20 protein-coding genes are annotated in these 17570 nt (G+C 59.3%); 9 read left to right on the top strand and 11 right to left on the bottom strand.

Annotated features, from left to right (window positions below):
• Positions 1–91: 91 nt before the first annotated feature.
• Together ACEN8E_RS02335 and ACEN8E_RS02330 are read right to left on the bottom strand one after the other, a co-directional pair.
• Positions 92–400: a PsiF family protein gene (locus tag ACEN8E_RS02335; RefSeq protein WP_495591277.1), complete on the bottom strand. Its 309-nt coding sequence runs from the start codon at positions 398–400 to the stop codon at positions 92–94.
• A gap of 64 nt (positions 401–464) precedes the next feature.
• Positions 465–1259 carry an AraC family transcriptional regulator gene (locus ACEN8E_RS02330; protein ID WP_495591276.1) on the bottom strand — a complete coding sequence of 265 codons (795 nt, stop codon included), beginning with the start codon at positions 1257–1259 and terminating at the stop codon, positions 465–467.
• Positions 1260–1356: 97 nt separating this feature from the next.
• Here ACEN8E_RS02330 and ACEN8E_RS02325 point away from each other — a divergent pair, with 97 nt between their 5' ends.
• Positions 1357–2244 carry a DMT family transporter gene (locus ACEN8E_RS02325; protein ID WP_495591275.1) on the top strand — a complete coding sequence of 296 codons (888 nt, stop codon included), beginning with the start codon at positions 1357–1359 and terminating at the stop codon, positions 2242–2244.
• Between the two features lie 104 nt (positions 2245–2348).
• Here ACEN8E_RS02325 and ACEN8E_RS02320 read toward each other — a convergent pair whose 3' ends face one another.
• The 3 genes from ACEN8E_RS02320 to ACEN8E_RS02310 form a co-directional block, all read right to left on the bottom strand.
• The gene (locus ACEN8E_RS02320; RefSeq protein WP_495591274.1) at positions 2349–3239 is read right to left on the bottom strand and encodes an esterase/lipase family protein; all 891 of its coding nucleotides are present in this window, start codon (positions 3237–3239) and stop codon (positions 2349–2351) included.
• 106 nt (positions 3240–3345) lie between these two features.
• Positions 3346–3651: a DMT family transporter gene (locus ACEN8E_RS02315; RefSeq protein ID WP_008001039.1), complete on the bottom strand. Its 306-nt coding sequence runs from the start codon at positions 3649–3651 to the stop codon at positions 3346–3348.
• A complete protein-coding gene (locus tag ACEN8E_RS02310) occupies positions 3652–4290 on the bottom strand; it encodes an FMN-dependent NADH-azoreductase (RefSeq protein WP_495591273.1) in 639 nt (212 codons plus the stop codon).
• A gap of 101 nt (positions 4291–4391) precedes the next feature.
• Here ACEN8E_RS02310 and ACEN8E_RS02305 point away from each other — a divergent pair, with 101 nt between their 5' ends.
• On the top strand, positions 4392–5348 hold the full coding sequence (locus ACEN8E_RS02305) for a LysR substrate-binding domain-containing protein (RefSeq protein ID WP_495593264.1): 957 nt from the start codon (positions 4392–4394) through the stop codon (positions 5346–5348).
• 140 nt (positions 5349–5488) lie between these two features.
• Here ACEN8E_RS02305 and ACEN8E_RS02300 read toward each other — a convergent pair whose 3' ends face one another.
• The 3 genes from ACEN8E_RS02300 to ACEN8E_RS02290 form a co-directional block, all read right to left on the bottom strand.
• Positions 5489–6196 carry a hypothetical protein gene (locus tag ACEN8E_RS02300; protein ID WP_495591272.1) on the bottom strand — a complete coding sequence of 236 codons (708 nt, stop codon included), beginning with the start codon at positions 6194–6196 and terminating at the stop codon, positions 5489–5491.
• A 67-nt stretch (positions 6197–6263) separates the two neighbouring features.
• The gene (locus ACEN8E_RS02295; protein WP_495591271.1) at positions 6264–7040 is read right to left on the bottom strand and encodes a hypothetical protein; all 777 of its coding nucleotides are present in this window, start codon (positions 7038–7040) and stop codon (positions 6264–6266) included.
• A gap of 239 nt (positions 7041–7279) precedes the next feature.
• Positions 7280–9352, bottom strand: coding sequence for an AsmA family protein (locus ACEN8E_RS02290; RefSeq protein WP_495591270.1), 2073 nt, complete (start codon positions 9350–9352; stop codon positions 7280–7282).
• A 378-nt stretch (positions 9353–9730) separates the two neighbouring features.
• Here ACEN8E_RS02290 and ACEN8E_RS02285 point away from each other — a divergent pair, with 378 nt between their 5' ends.
• The 7 genes from ACEN8E_RS02285 (at position 9731) to ACEN8E_RS02255 (ending at position 15000) form a co-directional block, all read left to right on the top strand.
• Positions 9731–10201 (top strand): hypothetical protein, encoded by a 471-nt coding sequence (locus ACEN8E_RS02285; RefSeq protein WP_495591269.1) that lies wholly within the window; start codon positions 9731–9733, stop codon positions 10199–10201.
• A gap of 172 nt (positions 10202–10373) precedes the next feature.
• Complete coding sequence (locus ACEN8E_RS02280) at positions 10374–11006, top strand: TetR family transcriptional regulator (protein ID WP_495591268.1); 633 nt, start codon at positions 10374–10376, stop codon at positions 11004–11006.
• Positions 11007–11275: 269 nt separating this feature from the next.
• Positions 11276–11776 carry an urease accessory protein UreE gene (ureE, locus tag ACEN8E_RS02275; RefSeq protein ID WP_495591267.1) on the top strand — a complete coding sequence of 167 codons (501 nt, stop codon included), beginning with the start codon at positions 11276–11278 and terminating at the stop codon, positions 11774–11776.
• Positions 11773–12447 (top strand): urease accessory protein UreF, encoded by a 675-nt coding sequence (locus tag ACEN8E_RS02270; RefSeq protein WP_495591266.1) that lies wholly within the window; start codon positions 11773–11775, stop codon positions 12445–12447. Before ureE ends, ACEN8E_RS02270 begins: the two co-directional genes overlap by 4 nt.
• A 23-nt stretch (positions 12448–12470) precedes the next feature.
• Positions 12471–13085: an urease accessory protein UreG gene (ureG, locus tag ACEN8E_RS02265; protein ID WP_008016851.1), complete on the top strand. Its 615-nt coding sequence runs from the start codon at positions 12471–12473 to the stop codon at positions 13083–13085.
• A 29-nt stretch (positions 13086–13114) separates the two neighbouring features.
• A complete protein-coding gene (locus ACEN8E_RS02260) occupies positions 13115–13687 on the top strand; it encodes a HupE/UreJ family protein (RefSeq protein WP_495591265.1) in 573 nt (190 codons plus the stop codon).
• A 173-nt stretch (positions 13688–13860) separates the two neighbouring features.
• Positions 13861–15000, top strand: a complete 1140-nt coding sequence (locus ACEN8E_RS02255; RefSeq protein WP_495591264.1) for an AGE family epimerase/isomerase — start codon at positions 13861–13863, stop codon at positions 14998–15000.
• A gap of 7 nt (positions 15001–15007) precedes the next feature.
• On the opposite strand, the gene ACEN8E_RS02250 is transcribed toward ACEN8E_RS02255, so the two are convergent.
• The 3 genes from ACEN8E_RS02250 to ACEN8E_RS02240 form a co-directional block, all read right to left on the bottom strand.
• The gene (locus ACEN8E_RS02250) at positions 15008–15913 is read right to left on the bottom strand and encodes a cation diffusion facilitator family transporter (RefSeq protein ID WP_495591263.1); all 906 of its coding nucleotides are present in this window, start codon (positions 15911–15913) and stop codon (positions 15008–15010) included.
• Positions 15914–16112: 199 nt separating this feature from the next.
• A complete protein-coding gene (locus tag ACEN8E_RS02245) occupies positions 16113–16874 on the bottom strand; it encodes an SDR family oxidoreductase (protein ID WP_495591262.1) in 762 nt (253 codons plus the stop codon).
• Between the two features lie 297 nt (positions 16875–17171).
• Complete coding sequence (locus ACEN8E_RS02240) at positions 17172–17420, bottom strand: hypothetical protein (RefSeq protein WP_495591261.1); 249 nt, start codon at positions 17418–17420, stop codon at positions 17172–17174.
• Positions 17421–17570: the final 150 nt, after the last annotated feature.

Raw genomic sequence — 17570 nt, 5'->3', positions numbered from 1 at the left:
CTCACAGTGGACCGAACTACACCGATCGAATGTGGGAGCGAGCCTGCTCGCGAAAGCGTCCTCGTTACCGCCAGCTATCCCGGGCCAATGATCATTTCTTTTTCAGGCAATCACTCATGAACGCCTTGCGCTCATCACCCTTGAGGGCCTTGGTGGCGGCGTCGGCATTGCAGGTCTTCATTTTCTCTTGCTGTGGCGTCAGGGCTTTGCCGGCATCGTTTGCCGCCGGCGCGGCCTTCAGGCAGGTGCTCATGTAGGCTTTGCGCTCGTCGCCCTTGAGGCTTTTGGCCGTGGCGTCGGCGTTGCAGGTAGTCATCTTTTCCTGTTGGGCTGTAGCGGCGAAGCCTTGGGAACAGAGCAGCAAACCGATCATCAACAAAGGGACACGCAACATCTTCATGGAGTTTTCTCCTGGTTGCCGCACCGAGGGGGGCGGCCTCGTACTGGAGTGTAGACAACCCCAGTTACACCTTCCTGTTCTCCAGATGGCTGCGTCGATACTGCTCCGGCGTGCACCCGGCCTGGCGCTGGAACATCGCGATAAACGCCGAGCCGGTGCTGTAACCCATGTCGAAGGCGATTTCTTGAATGCTTTGCGGGCTATCCAGCGCTTCGATCGCCGCCAGAAAGCGCAGGCGCTGGCGCCACTCACCAAAACTCATGCCCAGTTCCCGCATGAACTGGCGTGCCAGCGTGCGCTCGCTGACATGGATGCGAGCGGCCCATTGCGACAACGGCCGGTTATCCCCAGGCTCGGCCTGCAACGCTTCCAGGATCCCCAGCAGTCCGGGGCTGCTGGCGTAGGGCAGATAGCACTCGTGCACCGGAGCCTGTTGCAACTGGTCCACCAATACCTGGGCCAGACGCTGATCGGCGGCCTGTTCGGGAATTTTCACGTCCCGGGCAGCGAAGTCCTTGAGGATCGCCTTGAGGATGTCGCTGATGGCCAGGGTGCAGGCCCGTGACGGCAGATCGGCGCACACCTTGGGCGCCAGGCACACGGCGCGGTAGTTGACTGGTTGGCGGCTATGGAAACTGTGCTCGATCTGCGGCGGTACCCACACTGCGTATTGTGGTGGCGACATGAAACGGCTGCCCTCGACGTCCATGTGCAGCACGCCATGGGCCGCATACTCCAGCGTCCCCCAGGGATGTCGATGGGGTGCGGCGTACTCGTGGGCGTCGAAATCGGCGTAGCGGAAATACACTGCCGACGGCAGTTCGCTGAAATCCAGCAGGTCGATGTGTTTACTGCTCATGCTGTCCGTCATCAGGGGCGGGTTGTCTGTTTCGAAGTATAGGCTTGCATCCAGACAAGCGGATAATTGCCCCTCATTAACGTTCTGGTTTTTCCCCATGCAATACGCTTATCCCCTGCTGGCCATTTTTATCTGGGCCGGCAACACCGTAATCACCAAAATGTCGGCCGGGGCGATCTTCCCCGCCGAGATCGGTTTCTACCGCTGGCTGCTGGCCGGGTTGCTGTTCACACCCTTCATGCTTAAACCCGTGCTCGCCCATTGGCCGCGGATCCGCCCGAACCTGGGCAAGATCCTTGTCCTCGGCGTTCTCGGCATGGCGGTCTATCAAAGCCTGGCGTACTTCGCCGCGAGCCTGACCTCGGCGACCAACATGGGCATCATCCTGTCGCTGATGCCACTGATGTCGCTGGCCATGGCAATCATCAGCCTCGGCCAGCGCCTGACCATGGGGGCCCTGGCCGGTGCGGCGCTGTCGTTCACCGGTGTGCTGGTGGTGGTGTCGTCCGGCAGCCTTGGCGCATTGCTGGAGCACGGGGTCAACCTGGGCGACGCGATGATGCTGATCGCCACCCTGGCCTACGCGGTCTACAGCACCCTGTTGAAAAAATGGCAGCTGAAATTGCCGCCGCTGGTGCTCCTGTATTTGCAGGTGCTGGTGGCCGTTGCAGTGCTGTTTCCGCTGTTCCTCGCCTCACCGAAAGCCGGCCCGACCCTGCAGAACATTCCGCTGGTGCTGTACGCCTGCCTGCTCGCTTCGATGGTCGCGCCGCTGGCGTGGATGCAGGCCGTGGTACGTTTGGGGCCGAGCCGGACCACGCAGTTTTTCAACTTGCTGCCGTTGATTACTGCATTGATTGCGGCGGTGGTGCTGCATGAACAACTGGCGATGTATCACCTGGTGGGTGGGGTGTTGACCTTGGGCGGGGTGATTGTTTCCGAGCGTTGGACGACGGTGTTGGGTCGTAAGGCTTGCGTTGCCTGATCCGGCGCCTTCGCGAGCAGGCTCGCTCCCACAGTGATCCGTGTAGCCGGGCGAACGCAGTCTAATGTGGGAGCGAGCCTGCTCGCGAAGAACGATAAGGCGGTCTAGACGCCTGCCGCCGTCAGCCGCGCCGCATGCTCGACAAACAAGCGGATCGGCTCGGCCCCCTTGCCCACCAGCCCCAGCGACTGGTTGACGATATCGAAGTGATCCAGCGGATACTCATCGCCAATCACCGTCCCCAGGTGCGAGCTATAGCGTCCGACCATGCCGTCGCAATGCCCGGCTTCGCGGAGGAAGGTTTTGGCGAATAGCCGGCAACTGCGGTTGGTGCCGTCCAGCAGGTTGCGCCCGCGATCGGTAATGCCCGGTTGCAAGGTGCCGGACCAGGAGTAATAACGCACGCCATTGACCTCTTCCGGCCCGTGACCACCCCAGATGTCGGGCAGCCCTTGTGGATAACGCTGGTTGAACAGCGCGACGCCAGCGCAGGTGAGGGAGTGGTGGGACGCATGGATATCCACCGGCAGCTTCGGCCCGCGGTAACCGGTATCCAGCCACCCCATCAGCACACCGATCATCCGCAGCAAAAAGCACAGCAGTCGGCCACGCATGCTGTCATGGGGATAATGCTCGTGCAGGTAATCGGCGAGTTCCGAACCGTGATTCGGCCCCGCCACCGAGGTCACCGAAGCGATCTGGTCCGGACGCTTGGCCGCTGCATAACGGGCGGTCAGCGCGCCCTGGCTATGGCCTATCAGGTTGACCTTGTCGGCGCCGGTTTCCCGCAGGATTTCGTCGATACGCGCCAGCAATTGCTCACCGCGCACCTCGTTCGAGTTGAGCGGCGAGACCTGCACCGCGAACACCACTGCACCGCCACGGCGCAATGCCTCGACGATCCCGTACCAGTACGGATAAAACACCAGGCGGATGAACCCGAGCATTCCGGGTACCAACACCAGCGGGTAGCGCGGGGCAGAACCTTGCGACATGGGCGGACATCCTTGTGGTCGGGGAGTGACGCAAGGCGGGGTCGGGACATCCACCAAGCATCACCAGCGAAGATGACAACTCGACGACAAGTCTATGTCATCCGCCCTACTTCAACCCCGCCACGCCCGCCACGATCAGCCCGACCGAGACCAGTTTGATCACGCTCAGGCTTTCACCCAGCAGCGCGAAACCGAGAAACACCGTGCCCAGCGAACCAATGGCGGTCCAGATCGGGTAGGCGATGCTCACCGGCAATTCGCGCATGGCCAGGGTCAGAAAGTAGATCCCGCCCACAGCGGCCACCACGGTGATCAGCGAAGGCCAGAGCCGGGTGAAGCCCTCGGCGTATTTCATGCCCATGGCGAAGGTGACTTCGAACCCGGCGGCGATCAGCAGAAACAGCCAGGCCATTTAGAACTCCCCGGCCAGCGCCAATAAGCGCCGCTCAGCCTCGGCAGCAGAGATTTCAAAGGTGCGCTCGGCGGACTCTTCGCCCTCGGCAGCCACCACGGTGACGTCCGTGATGCCGATGAATCCGAGCGCCGTGCGCAGTAGCGTGTCGGCATGGTTCATGGCCTCCAGCTCGCCGCCCGGGCCAAAACCGAAGCCGCCACGGCTGGTGACGATCAGGGCTTTTTTACCCTGCACCAGCGGTTGGTACTGGGCCACGCCATTGTCCAGGATGTGATCGAAGGTCACGCCGACGCGCACGATCTGATCGATCCAGGCCTTGAGGCCACTGGGCACGCTGAAGTTGTGCATGGGCGTGGAAATCAGCAACACATCGTGGCTTAGCAGTTCGCCGACCAGTACGTCACTGAGTGCCAGGTCGGCCTGCATCGACAGAGGCCGGGCGTCGGGTTCGGGGTAAAACGCAGCGGCCACGAATGCCTCGTTGACCGGCGGTATCAGCGCCCGACCGACCTCGCGCCGGGTCAACTGCGAGTGTGGATGACGGGCCTGCCAGGCCGTCAGAAACACTTCGGCCAAACGGCGGGAGTGAGAGCGATCACCACGGGGGCTGGCATGAACGGCAAGAATTTTACTCATCTGAATCTCCTCAAGGACTAAACTCAAACGGCTTGAGGCTTGCAGCTTGCGGCTCTCAGCTGCGCCACTTCAAATGAGCAAAAATCAGTCAGGATGAATCCATTTCATCTGAGGAGTTTTCAGTGTTCGCCTCGCTGCCCTTGACCGCCCTGCGCGCCTTCGAATCCGCCTCACGCCTGTTGAGCTTCAAGGCGGCCGCCGAAGAACTGTCGGTCACCCCGACGGCCGTGTCCCATCAGATCCGCTCCCTGGAGACCTGGCTCGGCGTGCCGTTGTTCGAGCGCCTGCCACGCCAGGTGCGCCTGACCGAATGCGGCGAACGGCTGTTCCAGAGCTTGCACGGGGCTTTCCTCGAAGTGGCGCAAAGTGTCGACACCCTGCGCCCGCAACGCAGCAGTGCCAACCTGACGGTCTCCACCACCGCGGCCTTTGCCGCGCTGTGGCTGGTGCCACGGCTGGGACGCTTCTACGTCCGGCACCCGAACATCAATGTGCGCCTCGATACCCATTGCGAAGTCATCGATCTGCATCAGGACGCCAGTGTCGATCTGGTGCTGCGCTACAGCCTCGACGACTACCCCAACCTGTACGGCCAGTGCCTGTTCGATGAGTCCTTCGGCGTCTACGGTTCCCCTGAACAGGTGGCCCTGGCAGTGAGTCGTACCCCGACGCTGATCAGCGTGCGTTGGCACAACTCCAGGCTCTATGCCCATGGTTGGCAGGCCTGGTGTGCACGGACCGGTGAGACCTGGCTGGAAAATCAGCCTGCAATACGCGAGTACGACGAAGAGCATTACGCCTTGCAAGCGGCCATTGCCGGCCAGGGTCTTGTACTGGCGAGCAATATTCTGGTGTCACAGAGTGTGGCCAGTGGTGTGCTCGTACCTTATCGAGGTGACGCCCAGGTCAATGGAGCCGGATACAGTGCCCTTTGTGTACCTGGGCGCGAACGGCACCCGCCGGTTCGGGCGTTTTTTGCGTGGCTGGCCGAGGAATCGGCATTGTCAGGGTTACTGCCAACCCCGAAGCCTTCGCCAACTGCCGCGAATGCCCAGTGACGGACGTCTTGAAAGACTTTTCATTTTATTGAAGGCCTTGTCGCTGGAAACAACTCGACAAGGCTGTTCCAACATTCGAATGCTCTCCATGCCTCTGGCACGTCCTGTCGACGCCTGGCACTGGATTGGGTCTTCCACTCTCAACGCAAGGCACATACCCCTTCAGCAGTAAAATCAACAATCAACGAATCTTTATTGGCGGGGAGTTGACTCAGTATCCTTTGCCGTATGCGATCTTTTTCGAATTGAACGGTATTCAGAGCTTTCTGTGACACTTCAACTGCCACCTCGCCCACGATTTTTCCACCTTTGAATAATTGAGTGAAAAAATCAAGAGCAACGCTTTCAGTAGTACTGAAATGTACCGAAACGGACGAAAGCACTGCCCCGTTCTGGACAGTATTCACTTGCAAATCAATCGTGGAAATCTCGCAATCATCCTCATTTTTCCGCGTGATGACGGCCTGTTCCCGGAGTACCACTCCCAATGCCGACTCATGCAAATCCTGGCCAGAACAACCCACCAGTTGCTTGAGCCACTCAGTTGCGCCACCACCGAGAAGAACCTCTAACTGCTCGTCGACGAGACCCTGCACACTAATCAATTCCGTGCTGTCTGCTTCGAAGCGTTTATTCCTGAAAAAAAGTCCGTCCCACTTAACCTGGTTCATGGCCTTGTCGCGATGTGAAGACCAGTCACCACGACTGGAAAACCTATCAGCTTTGGAGTTTGCATACAGCCTGCAATACAACATCGAATTCAGCACATCCAACCTCCCCTGCTCAAGATAAGCAATGGGGAAGGACAATAGACTACCTTGTACCAGAAAGATCTGATCCCTGATCATTATCGCCTCCAAATGGAAAGTCCATGATGGGCTGCGGATGCGCAACCCACCAAGGAAGCATTACTAATTACAGCTTTACACCACTAAAGAACTCATCAGAACTGATATCAAGCGCTTCATAGATATTGTCCCTGTTACGTTCGTGGATGCGCATATTAAGCTCCACCATGGAAGCAATTTTTTTCATTTTCAGCTGAGATAACTTCCATTTCCAGAACCAGGCGCCACCCTCCTGGGTTTTGAATTTACAATCAACGGCCAGCATGGCTGTTATTGCGGTACCTTTGGGCGATTGTAAACAAGGGATTATCCTGAAGTCTGCCTCATCATTGCTCTTGCTGTTTTTATCGAACAAGCTAACAAGGCCTTCGTTGTTTTTTATTTTTTCAAATACATTCCCCATCAAGCTCAACATTGCCGGCGCATTCTTACCAGCAACCGCCGCAATAATCTCCAGAACAATGGAGTCCATCGTCACGTTGACTTGTGAAGTTACATGATCCTGATACTTGGCATTTGTCATGGTCCAACCACAATGCTTCATGGCAGTTCTGTAATGCTCATACCATACGATCTGCGAGGTTGTTTTATCAATTTGCGAATCTGCATATCGCTCAGCAAAATGAATACTGTCCGCTGCCGCTTGTTTTATATCTCCCTCAAGATTATCTCCAAAGCCGATCACCGTAGGCTCGTCGTTAGCCAACAGTACATCGAGCTCTGAAACCCCTTGCTTTTCCTGCGTGGAAAATGGCGAAAGTCTTTGAGTACGAACTCTAGGTGCAAATTGAACACTCCGGAAAAACTCCCTGCTTTCTTCGAGATCTGGCATCAACATGCTCATGTAAACTTCCTTATTTAGTGTGAGTATAATTCCCCGCATCAGCCTGTCGACCGACACTTGAAACCTACTTAAGTCAACCTGACTTTTCCACACCTCATGCATATCACTTTATTACCGATCAACTTAGCCCCCAGCACCAAACCACCCATCCCATTCACGGCATAACAATCAAGCAGCATGTAAAACAATGGCCTGCATTGAAGTAAGCGCCACGATAAATTAACGTTCTCACTTCACCGTTAGTTACCTTTAACGGTTTTCGGCGCCTTGCCCGCCTTCATCTGCTCCAGCAACGGCGCACATTGATTCGGCTCCCCCCCACTCGGTGCCACCAGCGCCAGCAACCCGGCCGCCGGTGCGGCGATCACGCCCAGCGCCACCATCCCGGCTCCGCGCAGCATCAACGGCACGGCCTTGACCCCGGCATCGGGCTTGACGAACTTGCCGCGCACATACAGCGGCGAGCGCAATGAAAGCAGACGCCAGCCCTTGGATTGCGGAGAGATGGTCAGGTCCAGTTGCTCGGTCGCCATGTCAGCGGTGCCGTCGATGTAGACGATGGCGTTCTCGGTGTCGAACACAAACAGGCGGGTACTCGCCAGGCCGGACTGGATACCGAAGTCGGCGGCTGCGCAGTTGATCTTCACTTCCTTGTCGCCAAAGATCTTGCCCACCACGTAGTTGCCGACGTTCAGGCCCGCCAATTCCATGAGTTCGCGACTGATGGCGCCATCATTGATCAGCATTTTCAGGTTGCCATTGGCGCTGCCCAGCAGCTTGGCCACGGAGTTGCCACGCCCGCTGATATCGGCATCGCCGTTGAGTTCGCCAAAACTGGTTTTCATCGGCTCAAAGCCGGGGAACAGCTGCTTGAGCTTGAAGCCCCGTGCGGTGAGTTTTGCCTGGCCTTCCAACGGCTCGGCATGGCCGTTCAGGCGAATCTGCGCATCCAGCTTGCCCCCGGCCACGCCGAAGCGCAGCGGCTCGAGACTGAGCACGCCATCGGTGAGCACCAGATGGGTATAGAGGTCGTTGAACGGCAGTTTTTCGCTGTGCACGATGCGCTTGCCGGTGAACTCGACATCGGCGTCCATATCGCGCCAGCGATCGGTCTTGAACTCTTCGACCGGCATAACCTTGTCCGCCGGCTGTTTGCTGTCACCGCCACGGGCCTTCTGTTCGGCGTTGGAGTCGGCACCAATCAGCGGCGCCAGGTCGGCGAACAGCAATTGACTGGACAGCAGCGAGCCGCTGAGTTTTGGCCGTGGCTGGCTCGCCACGTAAGTCAGATTGCCGTGGATGTCGCTCTCGCCGATCTTTCCGTTGAATTCTTCATAGCGGAACACCGCGCCACCGGCCTCGTGCAACCTGGCAATCAGGTGGCCGTCGGTGGCATAGGGTGGCGTGTCCGGCAGGGTTACGCCGGTCAGCGGGTAGAGGTTGCCCAGGCTGGTGCCGGCCAGTTTCAGGCGTAGGTCCAGGGCGCCGAGATTCATCGGATCGGTCAGGGTGCCGGCCAGTTCTACGCTGGAATCGGCGATCTTTACCTGCGCCTGTAGCGGAAACGGCCGTGCCGCGTCCTGCAGCGCCAACAGCCCGCCAATCTTGCCCTGGCCCTCGAGTTTCTGGCCGTGGTACTGGCCGTTGACCTTGAGGGCGAAGGCATAGTCCTGAGGGGACGAGCCCTTTTCCTGCGCGGCTTTCGCCGCTTTCTCGCCGACGATATCGCTGAATGGAACCGGTTTGCCCAATGGATCGATCAGCACGTCGAGTTGGGTCTTCAGGCTCTGGTCGTCGAGTATGACGTGGCCCTTGTCGAAGCCGATCGCGCCAATATCCACCCTCCAGCTGGAAGGCTCGGCGTTCGGGTCTTTCGGATCGAATTTGAAGGTCCAGTTGGCGCGCCCGTCAGCCAGGCGTTGCAGGTGGGCATACGGCTCGGTGAGATCGATACGCGGGATCACCACCCGCTGCGCCAGCAATGCCAAAGGTGAAATACGCAGTTCTACCCGTTTGAGGGTGACCATCTGCGGTTGCTTTGACCAGTCCGGGTTGCCCAGGCTGAGGTCCTCGGCCACCACGTGGGGCCATGGCACCCAGGCGCGCCAGCCGCTTTCATCGGGTTCGACCTGCCAGACCACCGACAGATTGCCGTAGATTGCAAAAACGCGGTGCAGTTCTTCGGAAACCTTGGCGTTGAGCGGCGCTTTGATCCGGTTCCAGTCGAAGAACACGATGATCAGCACCAGCACCGCCAACAAGGTAAGGAAAGTGGAAAGGGTCCAGACAAATGTCTTTTGAGTGCGCGTCATTGCACAGGGCTCCTGATACGACCGGGCGCCCCGACTGCGACGCGCATGTGAAACGGTGAGCCGAAAGCGGCTCGCCATGGAGTCTACGACTGATAAAAATCCGCCAGGTTTAATCGACAATCAGATTTCGCCAAGTCAAACCGTGACCAGTCGGTCATCCAGCGTTACCGACCCCGCATCTCTGCATGTCACAGGTGAGTCGAAAATACCCACATCAGTGCAAATCAACTCGCCGGAAACGCCCGGCCTAGAGCCCACGCAGCAAACAATCAATTCCGTTGATTATTACCATTGCGTTTATGAACTTTCATATCGACTTATCGAGAGTAGCATTGCTCTCGTGCCCACTTATTCGCCCCCACAAGGAGCAAAACGATCATGAAACGCCAACTACTGCTTAGCCTTTCCCTCTCGATGCTGGCCAGCACCGCTTTTGCCCTGCCAGCCGCTGACCAGGCCACGCCACAAGTGAAACAGAACCACTCGGTGTTCAGCCAGACCGTCGCTGCCGATGGCTCCGAACGCACTCCACAAGGCCAGACCCTTGCCGAAGGCGGTAATGATCGCCTGAAAGAAAAAGGCCTGATCACTCAGGATGGCTCGGACCGTACTCCACAAGGCCAAACCCTGGCTGCCGATGGTTCCGATCGCACTCCACAAGGCCAGACCCTCGCTGAAGGCGGTTCGGATCGCACCCCACAAGGTCAAACCCTCGCTGAAGGTGGTTCGGATCGCACCCCACAAGGTCAAACCCTCGCTGAAGGCGGTTCGGATCGTACTCCACAAGGCCAAACCCTCGCCGAAGGCGGTGGTGACCGCGTGATCGAACGCAACAGCACCCAGGCCTAAGTCAAATGGCCGCCTTGAAAAGAAGCCCAATTCCCGGATTGGGCTTTTGACTTTTCAGCGCTCAGATTGATCAATGCCGTACGTCCCCGCTCGATCCCCCCACAGTCGTTCGACGCCGGCAAAGCCGATTTGCTAGAGTGCGCCGCGTCCCTGTCCAGAAAACGCCCTTGCGATGCTGCCCCGCGCCGAACAGAAGCAACAAACCCGTAACGCCCTGATGGACGCTGCCCGGCACCTGATGGACGGCGGCCGAGGATTCGGCAGCCTGAGCCTGCGCGAAGTCGCGAAAACCGCCGGCATCGTACCGACCGGTTTCTACCGCCATTTTGCCGATATGGATGAACTGGGCCTGGTGCTGGTCAGCGAAGTCGGCCAGACATTTCGCGAAACCATTCGCCTGGTGCGACACAACGAATTCGTGATGGGCGGCATCATCGATGCCTCGGTGCGGATCTTTCTCGACGTGGTCAGCGCCAACCGTTCGCAGTTCCTGTTTCTCGCCCGCGAGCAATACGGCGGTTCGTTGCCAGTGCGAAAGGCCATCGGCCGTCTGCGTGAAGACATTAGTTCGGACCTGGCGGCGGATTTGTCACTGATGCCGAAACTGCAGCATCTGGACATCGCCGACCTGAGCGTCATGGCGGATCTGATCGTCAAAAGCGTGTTCGCCACCCTGCCAGACATCATCGATCCGCCAACCGAAGCCTTGCCCGAGCATCTGACACCCCAGGCGAAAATCACCCAGCAACTGCGTTTTATCTTTATCGGCCTCAAGCATTGGCAAGGGCTGGGCAGCACCGAATAAGCTAACTGTAGGAGCGAGCTTGCTCGCGATGGCGTCGGCACAGTCAGTATTCATATGCCAGACACACCACCATCGCGAGCAAGCTCGCTCCTACAGTGACGCGCATCGCTTCATCTTGGTGCGCACCGCAAAAGCAGCGCACTAAATTCATCCAAAAACCTCACGCAAAAAAACCGCCTTACGCCTCCGTCAGGCATTTCCTACGCATCACCTCGATTGGCAAGCCCCTTGCTCTAGCCTGAGCATTGTCCATTGCTGGAAGCCTTCCGATGCTGGTGATTCACCACAGAATCGACCCTCAACCCGTTTGGGCCGCCGAACTGCACCTGACGTTCGAAGCCCGCAGCAAAAGCCGTTTGCGCTGCTTCAGTGCCGAAGGCGAAGACGTCGGGTTGTTTCTGGAGCGCGGCCAGCCGCCGTTGCATGACGGCGAATGCCTGCAAGCCGAAGACGGGCGAATCGTGCGTGTCTGCGCCCGCCCCGAACAATTGCTGCACGTTACCTGCGCCAATGCCTTCGAACTGACCCGCGCGGCCTATCACCTGGGCAACCGCCATGTTGCCCTGCAGGTCGGCGACGGCTGGTTGCGCCTGCTCGACGATTACGTGCTCAAGGCCATGCTCGAACAACTCGGTGCCGTTGCCTCGAACATCGAAGCGCCGTTCCAGCCGGAACACGGTGCCTATGGCGGAGGCCACCATCATTCGCGCCACGGTGATGAAGACTTCAACTACGCGCCGAAACTGCACCAGTTCGGCGTACGCCCATGAGCCCGGCCTGGGCACTGCTGCGCCTGGCCAGTCCGCAATTGCCGATTGGCGGCTACAGCTACTCCCAGGGGCTGGAAATGGCGGTGGATAACGGCCACGTTCACGATTGCGACAGCGCCCGACGCTGGATCAGCGATCAGCTGTTGCTGAACCTGGCCCGCTTCGAAGCACCGTTGCTGCTCGCCCATTGCATGGCCGCCAGCGAAGACAACTGGGGCCAATTGCTGCAACGCTGCGAGGAACACCGTGCCAGTCGCGAAACCCGCGAGCTGCATCAGGAGAGCCGGCAGATGGGCTACTCGTTGCAGCAATTGCTCAACGGCTTGCCGGAACTCGACACAGCCGCCCGCGCCTTCCTTGAACAACGTACCGAGCCACATCTGGCCCTGGGTTGGGCATTGGCCGCCCGCGCCTGGCAGATCAACCCGCAGGACGCCTTGGCCGCGTGGCTGTGGAGCTGGCTGGAAAACCAGTTGGCGGTGCTGATGAAAACCTTGCCATTGGGTCAGCAAGCCGCCCAGCGCCTGACCAGCGAACTGCTGCCGCTGCTTCAACAAACCCAACAGAACGCCACTCGAATCGATCCCGATCATTACGGCAGTGCCGCTTTCGGCCTGTCCCTGGCGTGTATGGCCCATGAGCGCCAATACAGCCGTCTGTTCCGTTCCTAGGGCCCCTTACTTTGGAGAACCACATGAACACACAACCCCTGCGCGTCGGCATCGGCGGCCCGGTCGGTTCCGGCAAGACCGCCCTGACCCTGGCCCTGTGCCTGGCCCTGCGCGAGCGCTACAACCTGGCCGTCGTGACCAACGACATCTACACCCGCGAAGACGCCGACTTTCTGGTGCGCAACGAAGCCCTGGCGCCGGAACGCATCATTGGCGTGGAAACCGGCGGCTGCCCGCACACGGCCATCCGCGAAGACGCCTCGATCAACCTCGAAGCCGTGGATCAACTCAATCGCCGTTTTCCGGGGCTGGACCTGATTCTCGTGGAGTCCGGTGGCGACAACCTCTCCGCGACCTTCAGCCCGGAATTGTCCGACCTGACGATCTACGTGATCGACGTTTCCGCCGGCGACAAGCTGCCGCGCAAGGGTGGGCCGGGGATCTGCAAATCCGATCTGCTGGTGATTAACAAAATCGACCTGGCACCGCTGGTCGGCGCCTCGCTGGAGATGATGAACAGCGACACCCGGCGTATGCGCAACGGCAAGCCGTTCGTGTTCAGCAATCAGAAAACCGGCCTGGGCCTGGAAGAGATCATCGCCTTCATCGAACGCCAGGGTTTGCTGACCGCGGCCTGATCACGACTTATCAACAAGGAAGCTTATCCATGACCCTGAAACGCATTCTGCCTGCCCTGGCCCTGCTGCTGACCCCGGCCCTCGCCTTCGCCCACCCGGGGCACGGTGGCAACGGCTTGATCGCCGGTATCAGCCATCCGCTTGGCGGTCTGGATCACCTGCTGGCGATGCTGGCGGTTGGTCTGTGGGCGGCGCAGCAACAGGGTGCCGCACGCTGGGCGCTGCCGTGCACATTCGTGGGCACCCTGCTGATCGGCGGCTTGCTGGGTTTTGAAGGGCTGAACCTGCCGGCGCTGGAAAGCGGGATTGCGGCATCGGTATTGGCGCTGGGCCTGGCGGTGGCGCTGGCGGTGCGTCCACCGCTGGGCATGGCGGTGGCTGCAACGGCGTTGTTTGCGCTGTTCCACGGCGTGGCACATGGTCTGGAGTTGCCGGAGATGTCGAGTCCCTGGACCTACGCCGCAGGCTTCGTCGCGGCGACCGCGGTGTTGCACGCAGCAGGTTATGCGCTGGTGCGTGTGTTGCCGCAAGCGGCGGCACCATTGGTGCGACTGGCGGGCGCGGCTTCGGCGGCGACCGGGGTGTGGTTACTGGCGGGCTGATTTTTTGTTGCCTGTGATGGCCCCATCGCGAGCAGGCTCGCTCCCACAATGGAACTGTGTGCACAGGACTAATGTGGGAGCGAGCCTGCTCGCGATGACGGCCTGACAGACACCACCCCTCTCAGGCCTGCTAACATGTCGCGCAATCGCCCCTGCCGTGACGACGCCAGCCAATGCCGCCTGTTTCCCGCTCCGCCTCCCAGCCTGAATTGACCGCCCTGTTCGCCTCGGTGCAACAGCACTTCCTGAACGTCATCGTGCCGCTCTGGCAAGGTCCGGGCTGGAATGCCGACATGGCGTTGCCCTACGAGGCGCTGGATGCCGCACACCGGCCGCTGCCCCCGCAACGCTACCGGGCCATGGCCTGTGCGCGGCAGTTGTATCTGTTTGCCAGCCTGATCGGTCAGGTGCCGGGTGCCGAAGAGCGCGCCGCCGCGCTGTTCCGCTCATTGCAGCGCCACTTCCACGATGCCGAGCACGGTGGCTGGTTCTACAGCGTCGACGCACAAGGGGCGCCGCTGGACCCACGCAAAGACCTGTACACCCACGCCTTCATCCTGTTCGCCTGCGCCCATTACTGGGACAAGGTCCGCGAGCCATTGGTCGAGTCGGTACTCAACGCCTCGCTGGAAGTGCTTGCGCAACGTTTCGCCACGGACGACGGTCTGTACGAAGCCACGCTCGACCGCGACTGGGCACCGCTGGACAGCGGCCCGTTGCAAAACCCGCTGATGCACCTGGCCGAAGCCTTCCTCGCCACCCTCTCGGTGCGTGAAGATCACGACGTGCAACACGCACTCGTCGAGTTATGCACAGCCATGCACGCGCGCTTCATCGATCCGCAACGGGGCGTGTTGATGGAAAAGCCGCTGGGGTCTGTGGATAACTGGTTTGAACCGGGGCATCAGTTCGAGTGGTATTTCCTGCTGCAATCCTCGGCGCTGTTACGCCATTCGACGCTGCATGCCGATCTGGAGCGGGCCTTCGCCTTTACCGAGCAAGTGGGCATCGATCAACAGACTGGCGCTGTGCGGGCGATGCTCGACTTCGCAGCGGATGGCGGCATTCGAGACGCCACGCAGCGTATCTGGGCGCAGGCCGAATACCTGCGTGCGCTGACGCTGCGACCGGACAGCGAAGCCGATGTACTGCGCCAGTTGCAGGCGTTGCAGCAGCGCTCGCTGCATGCCGGCGGCTGGTACGAATGCCGTGATGAACAGGGTGAAGTCAGCCGCCGCGACATGCCGTCGACCACGCCTTATCACCTGGCGACCTGCTATCGCGGGTTGGCGGAATATCTCGCCACAAGGTGAAATCCCCTCACTCAATCCATTTGCGATCCCCGGTAAAGCTGATGGTCAGCCATCGCGCGGCGTCCGGCTCGCCAAGCTTTGTGGAGATTTCCTCGCGCAGACTGTCCAGTTGCCCAACACCGTCCAGCCAGTAATCTTTCGGCAACACGATGTGTATTTCGATGAAACAGGCCCTGCCGTGTTTCTGCACGTAGGAAATGTAATCGTCGAAACCATGCTCGACCTTCGCCACCTCCATCACCTGACGCACCTTGTCGTCCAGTTGATCCGGGACGATCCCCAGCACATCGCGCAAGGCCGGGCCGAGGATTTTGAAGGCCGGGGGGAGCATGCCCAAGGCCAGCAGAATCAGGATCATCGGGTCGACATACACCGCCCACTCGTCATAACCCTGGGTCTTGAGCAACAGCGCGATCAGGAAACTCACCAGCAGGCCCGCCGACAGCATCGCGTCCACCAGCCAGCTGATATTGTCGAACTGGATCAGCGATGAGTTGAGTGTGCGATTGCGATGGCGGACGTAGAAAAAATAAATCAGTTCAACAACGGTAAACACCGCCGCATAGACGATCACCAGCCCGAGTTCGACCTCGCGGCCACCGCTGATAATGCCGAACACACCGTTGAGAAAGGCATAAATGGCGACCAGGAAAATGAAGCTACCTTCGATCACCAGCACCATGGGCTCCAGGTGCCAGGAGCCGAACTGGAAGCGTTGATTGCTTTCCTTGGCGATCAGCCGGGCAGTGATCAGCATCAGGACCTTGATGAAGGCCGCGATTAACGAAAAGAAGCCATCGAACAGGATGGATTGGGCACCCGAAACAAAACCGGTGATGATCCCGGCAAAGGTCACCGCCAACATCAGGAAGGTCGATTGTTTGAGCAGCGACTGCTCGCCTCGATTACTCACTTGGTCTCCTCTGATACCTCTGGACCGCCGGGTGTGGCGGGTTGCTTGAGGGAGGAGTCTAGCTGAAGCTTTGTGTCGCCTGAGCCGGCCCCTTCGCGAGCAGGCTCGCTCCCACAGTGGATAGTGGTGAACACAAATTGTGTGGACAACACAAAAACCTGTGGGAGCGAGCCTGCTCGCGAAGGGCCATGACTCGGTCTTAAGATTTACGGTCGATGGCAAACCCAGCCCAGGTCTGGCTCACCGGCATCAACTCCAGGCTGTTGATGTTGATGTGCGCCGGAGCATTGAGCACCCAGAAGATGGTTTCGGCGATGTCTTGCGGCTGAATCGCCTCGGCACCGGCGTAAGTGGCGTTGTAGCGCTCCTGGTCACCGGCAAAACGCACCAGCGAGAACTCGCTCTCGCACAGGCCGGGCTCGATGTTGCTGACTCGTACGCCGGTGCCTTGCAGGTCGCAGCGCAGGTTCAGGGAGAACTGTTTGACGAACGCCTTGGTCGCGCCATACACGTGGCTGCCCGGGTACGGATAGTTGCCGGCGATGGAACCCAGGTTGACGATGCCGGCACCACGACCGTGAGCAATCAGGCGTGGCAACAGCAGACGGGTGCTGTACATCAGGCCTTTGACGTTGGTATCGACCATGGTGTCCCAATCGTCCAGGTCGCACTTGGGCGCAGGGTCGACACCCAGGGCCAGCCCGGCGTTGTTGATCAACCCGCGCAGTTTGGCAAAGGATGGCGGCAGATTGGCAATCGCCTCCTCCATGGCCTTGCGATCACGCACATCGAGTACCAGGCCATGGACTTCCGTTTGCCTGGACAGCTCGACGCACAGCGCATTGAGGCGCTCTTCACGACGACCCGTCAGCACCAGTTTCCAGCCGGCCTCGGCAAAACGACGGGCACAGGCTTCACCAAAACCGGAGGTCGCGCCGGTAATAAACAGGGTGTTGGACATCGTGTTCTCCTTGCTTCGGCTGATCGCCAGCCATTGGAATAGAAAATCAGCAGGCAGCATGCCCGGCCTTGTTCGCAGCGGCAACCACCGCTCAAACTGTGCAAAAAACGCTCAACCCCGGCAAACCCTTGACCAGCGTGGCCTGCAGCCATGTGCGCGCACGTTATCCACAGGCCGGTCCACAGTCTCTGGGGGCAAGTGGAAAAGCTGCAGGCCGCTATCCACAAGGCTTTGCGCAGAGTTTTAAAACTTTTTCGCTTGACCCTCAAGCGCTGGCTGTGTAGCCCTTGGCCATTTTCATGACTGACGGGTCAAACCGGCGATGGCGCCAAGCCAGTAACCACGGCCTTCAGCCGAGTCTTTCCAGAGTTTAATCACAGACTTATCCACAGGCTTGCCCACACCGATTCCGCATACTTTCATCACCAACAAAAGGGTTGACAAAGCGGCCTCGAAGTTGCGCAAAACCGACTGATCAAAAAACAACCACACCTCTGCAAGCCACGGATTTAAAGGCCTACAGCCAGCTACTCCCACGTTATTCACAGCCGGTTCCACAGCAAACGGGGACAAGTCAAAACCGTGACAAAACAACAATTTGCAGCGGCTTTATGTCGCGCTTCGGGAGCTTTGGAATATTGTTTTCCACAATTTCCCGCAGGCACGCCAAAAACCCCGTAGGAGCGAGCTTGCTCG

The sequence above is a fragment of the Pseudomonas sp. Pseusp9 genome, from assembly GCF_059491265.1.
This window is presented reverse-complemented; position numbering and strand designations above follow the sequence as displayed.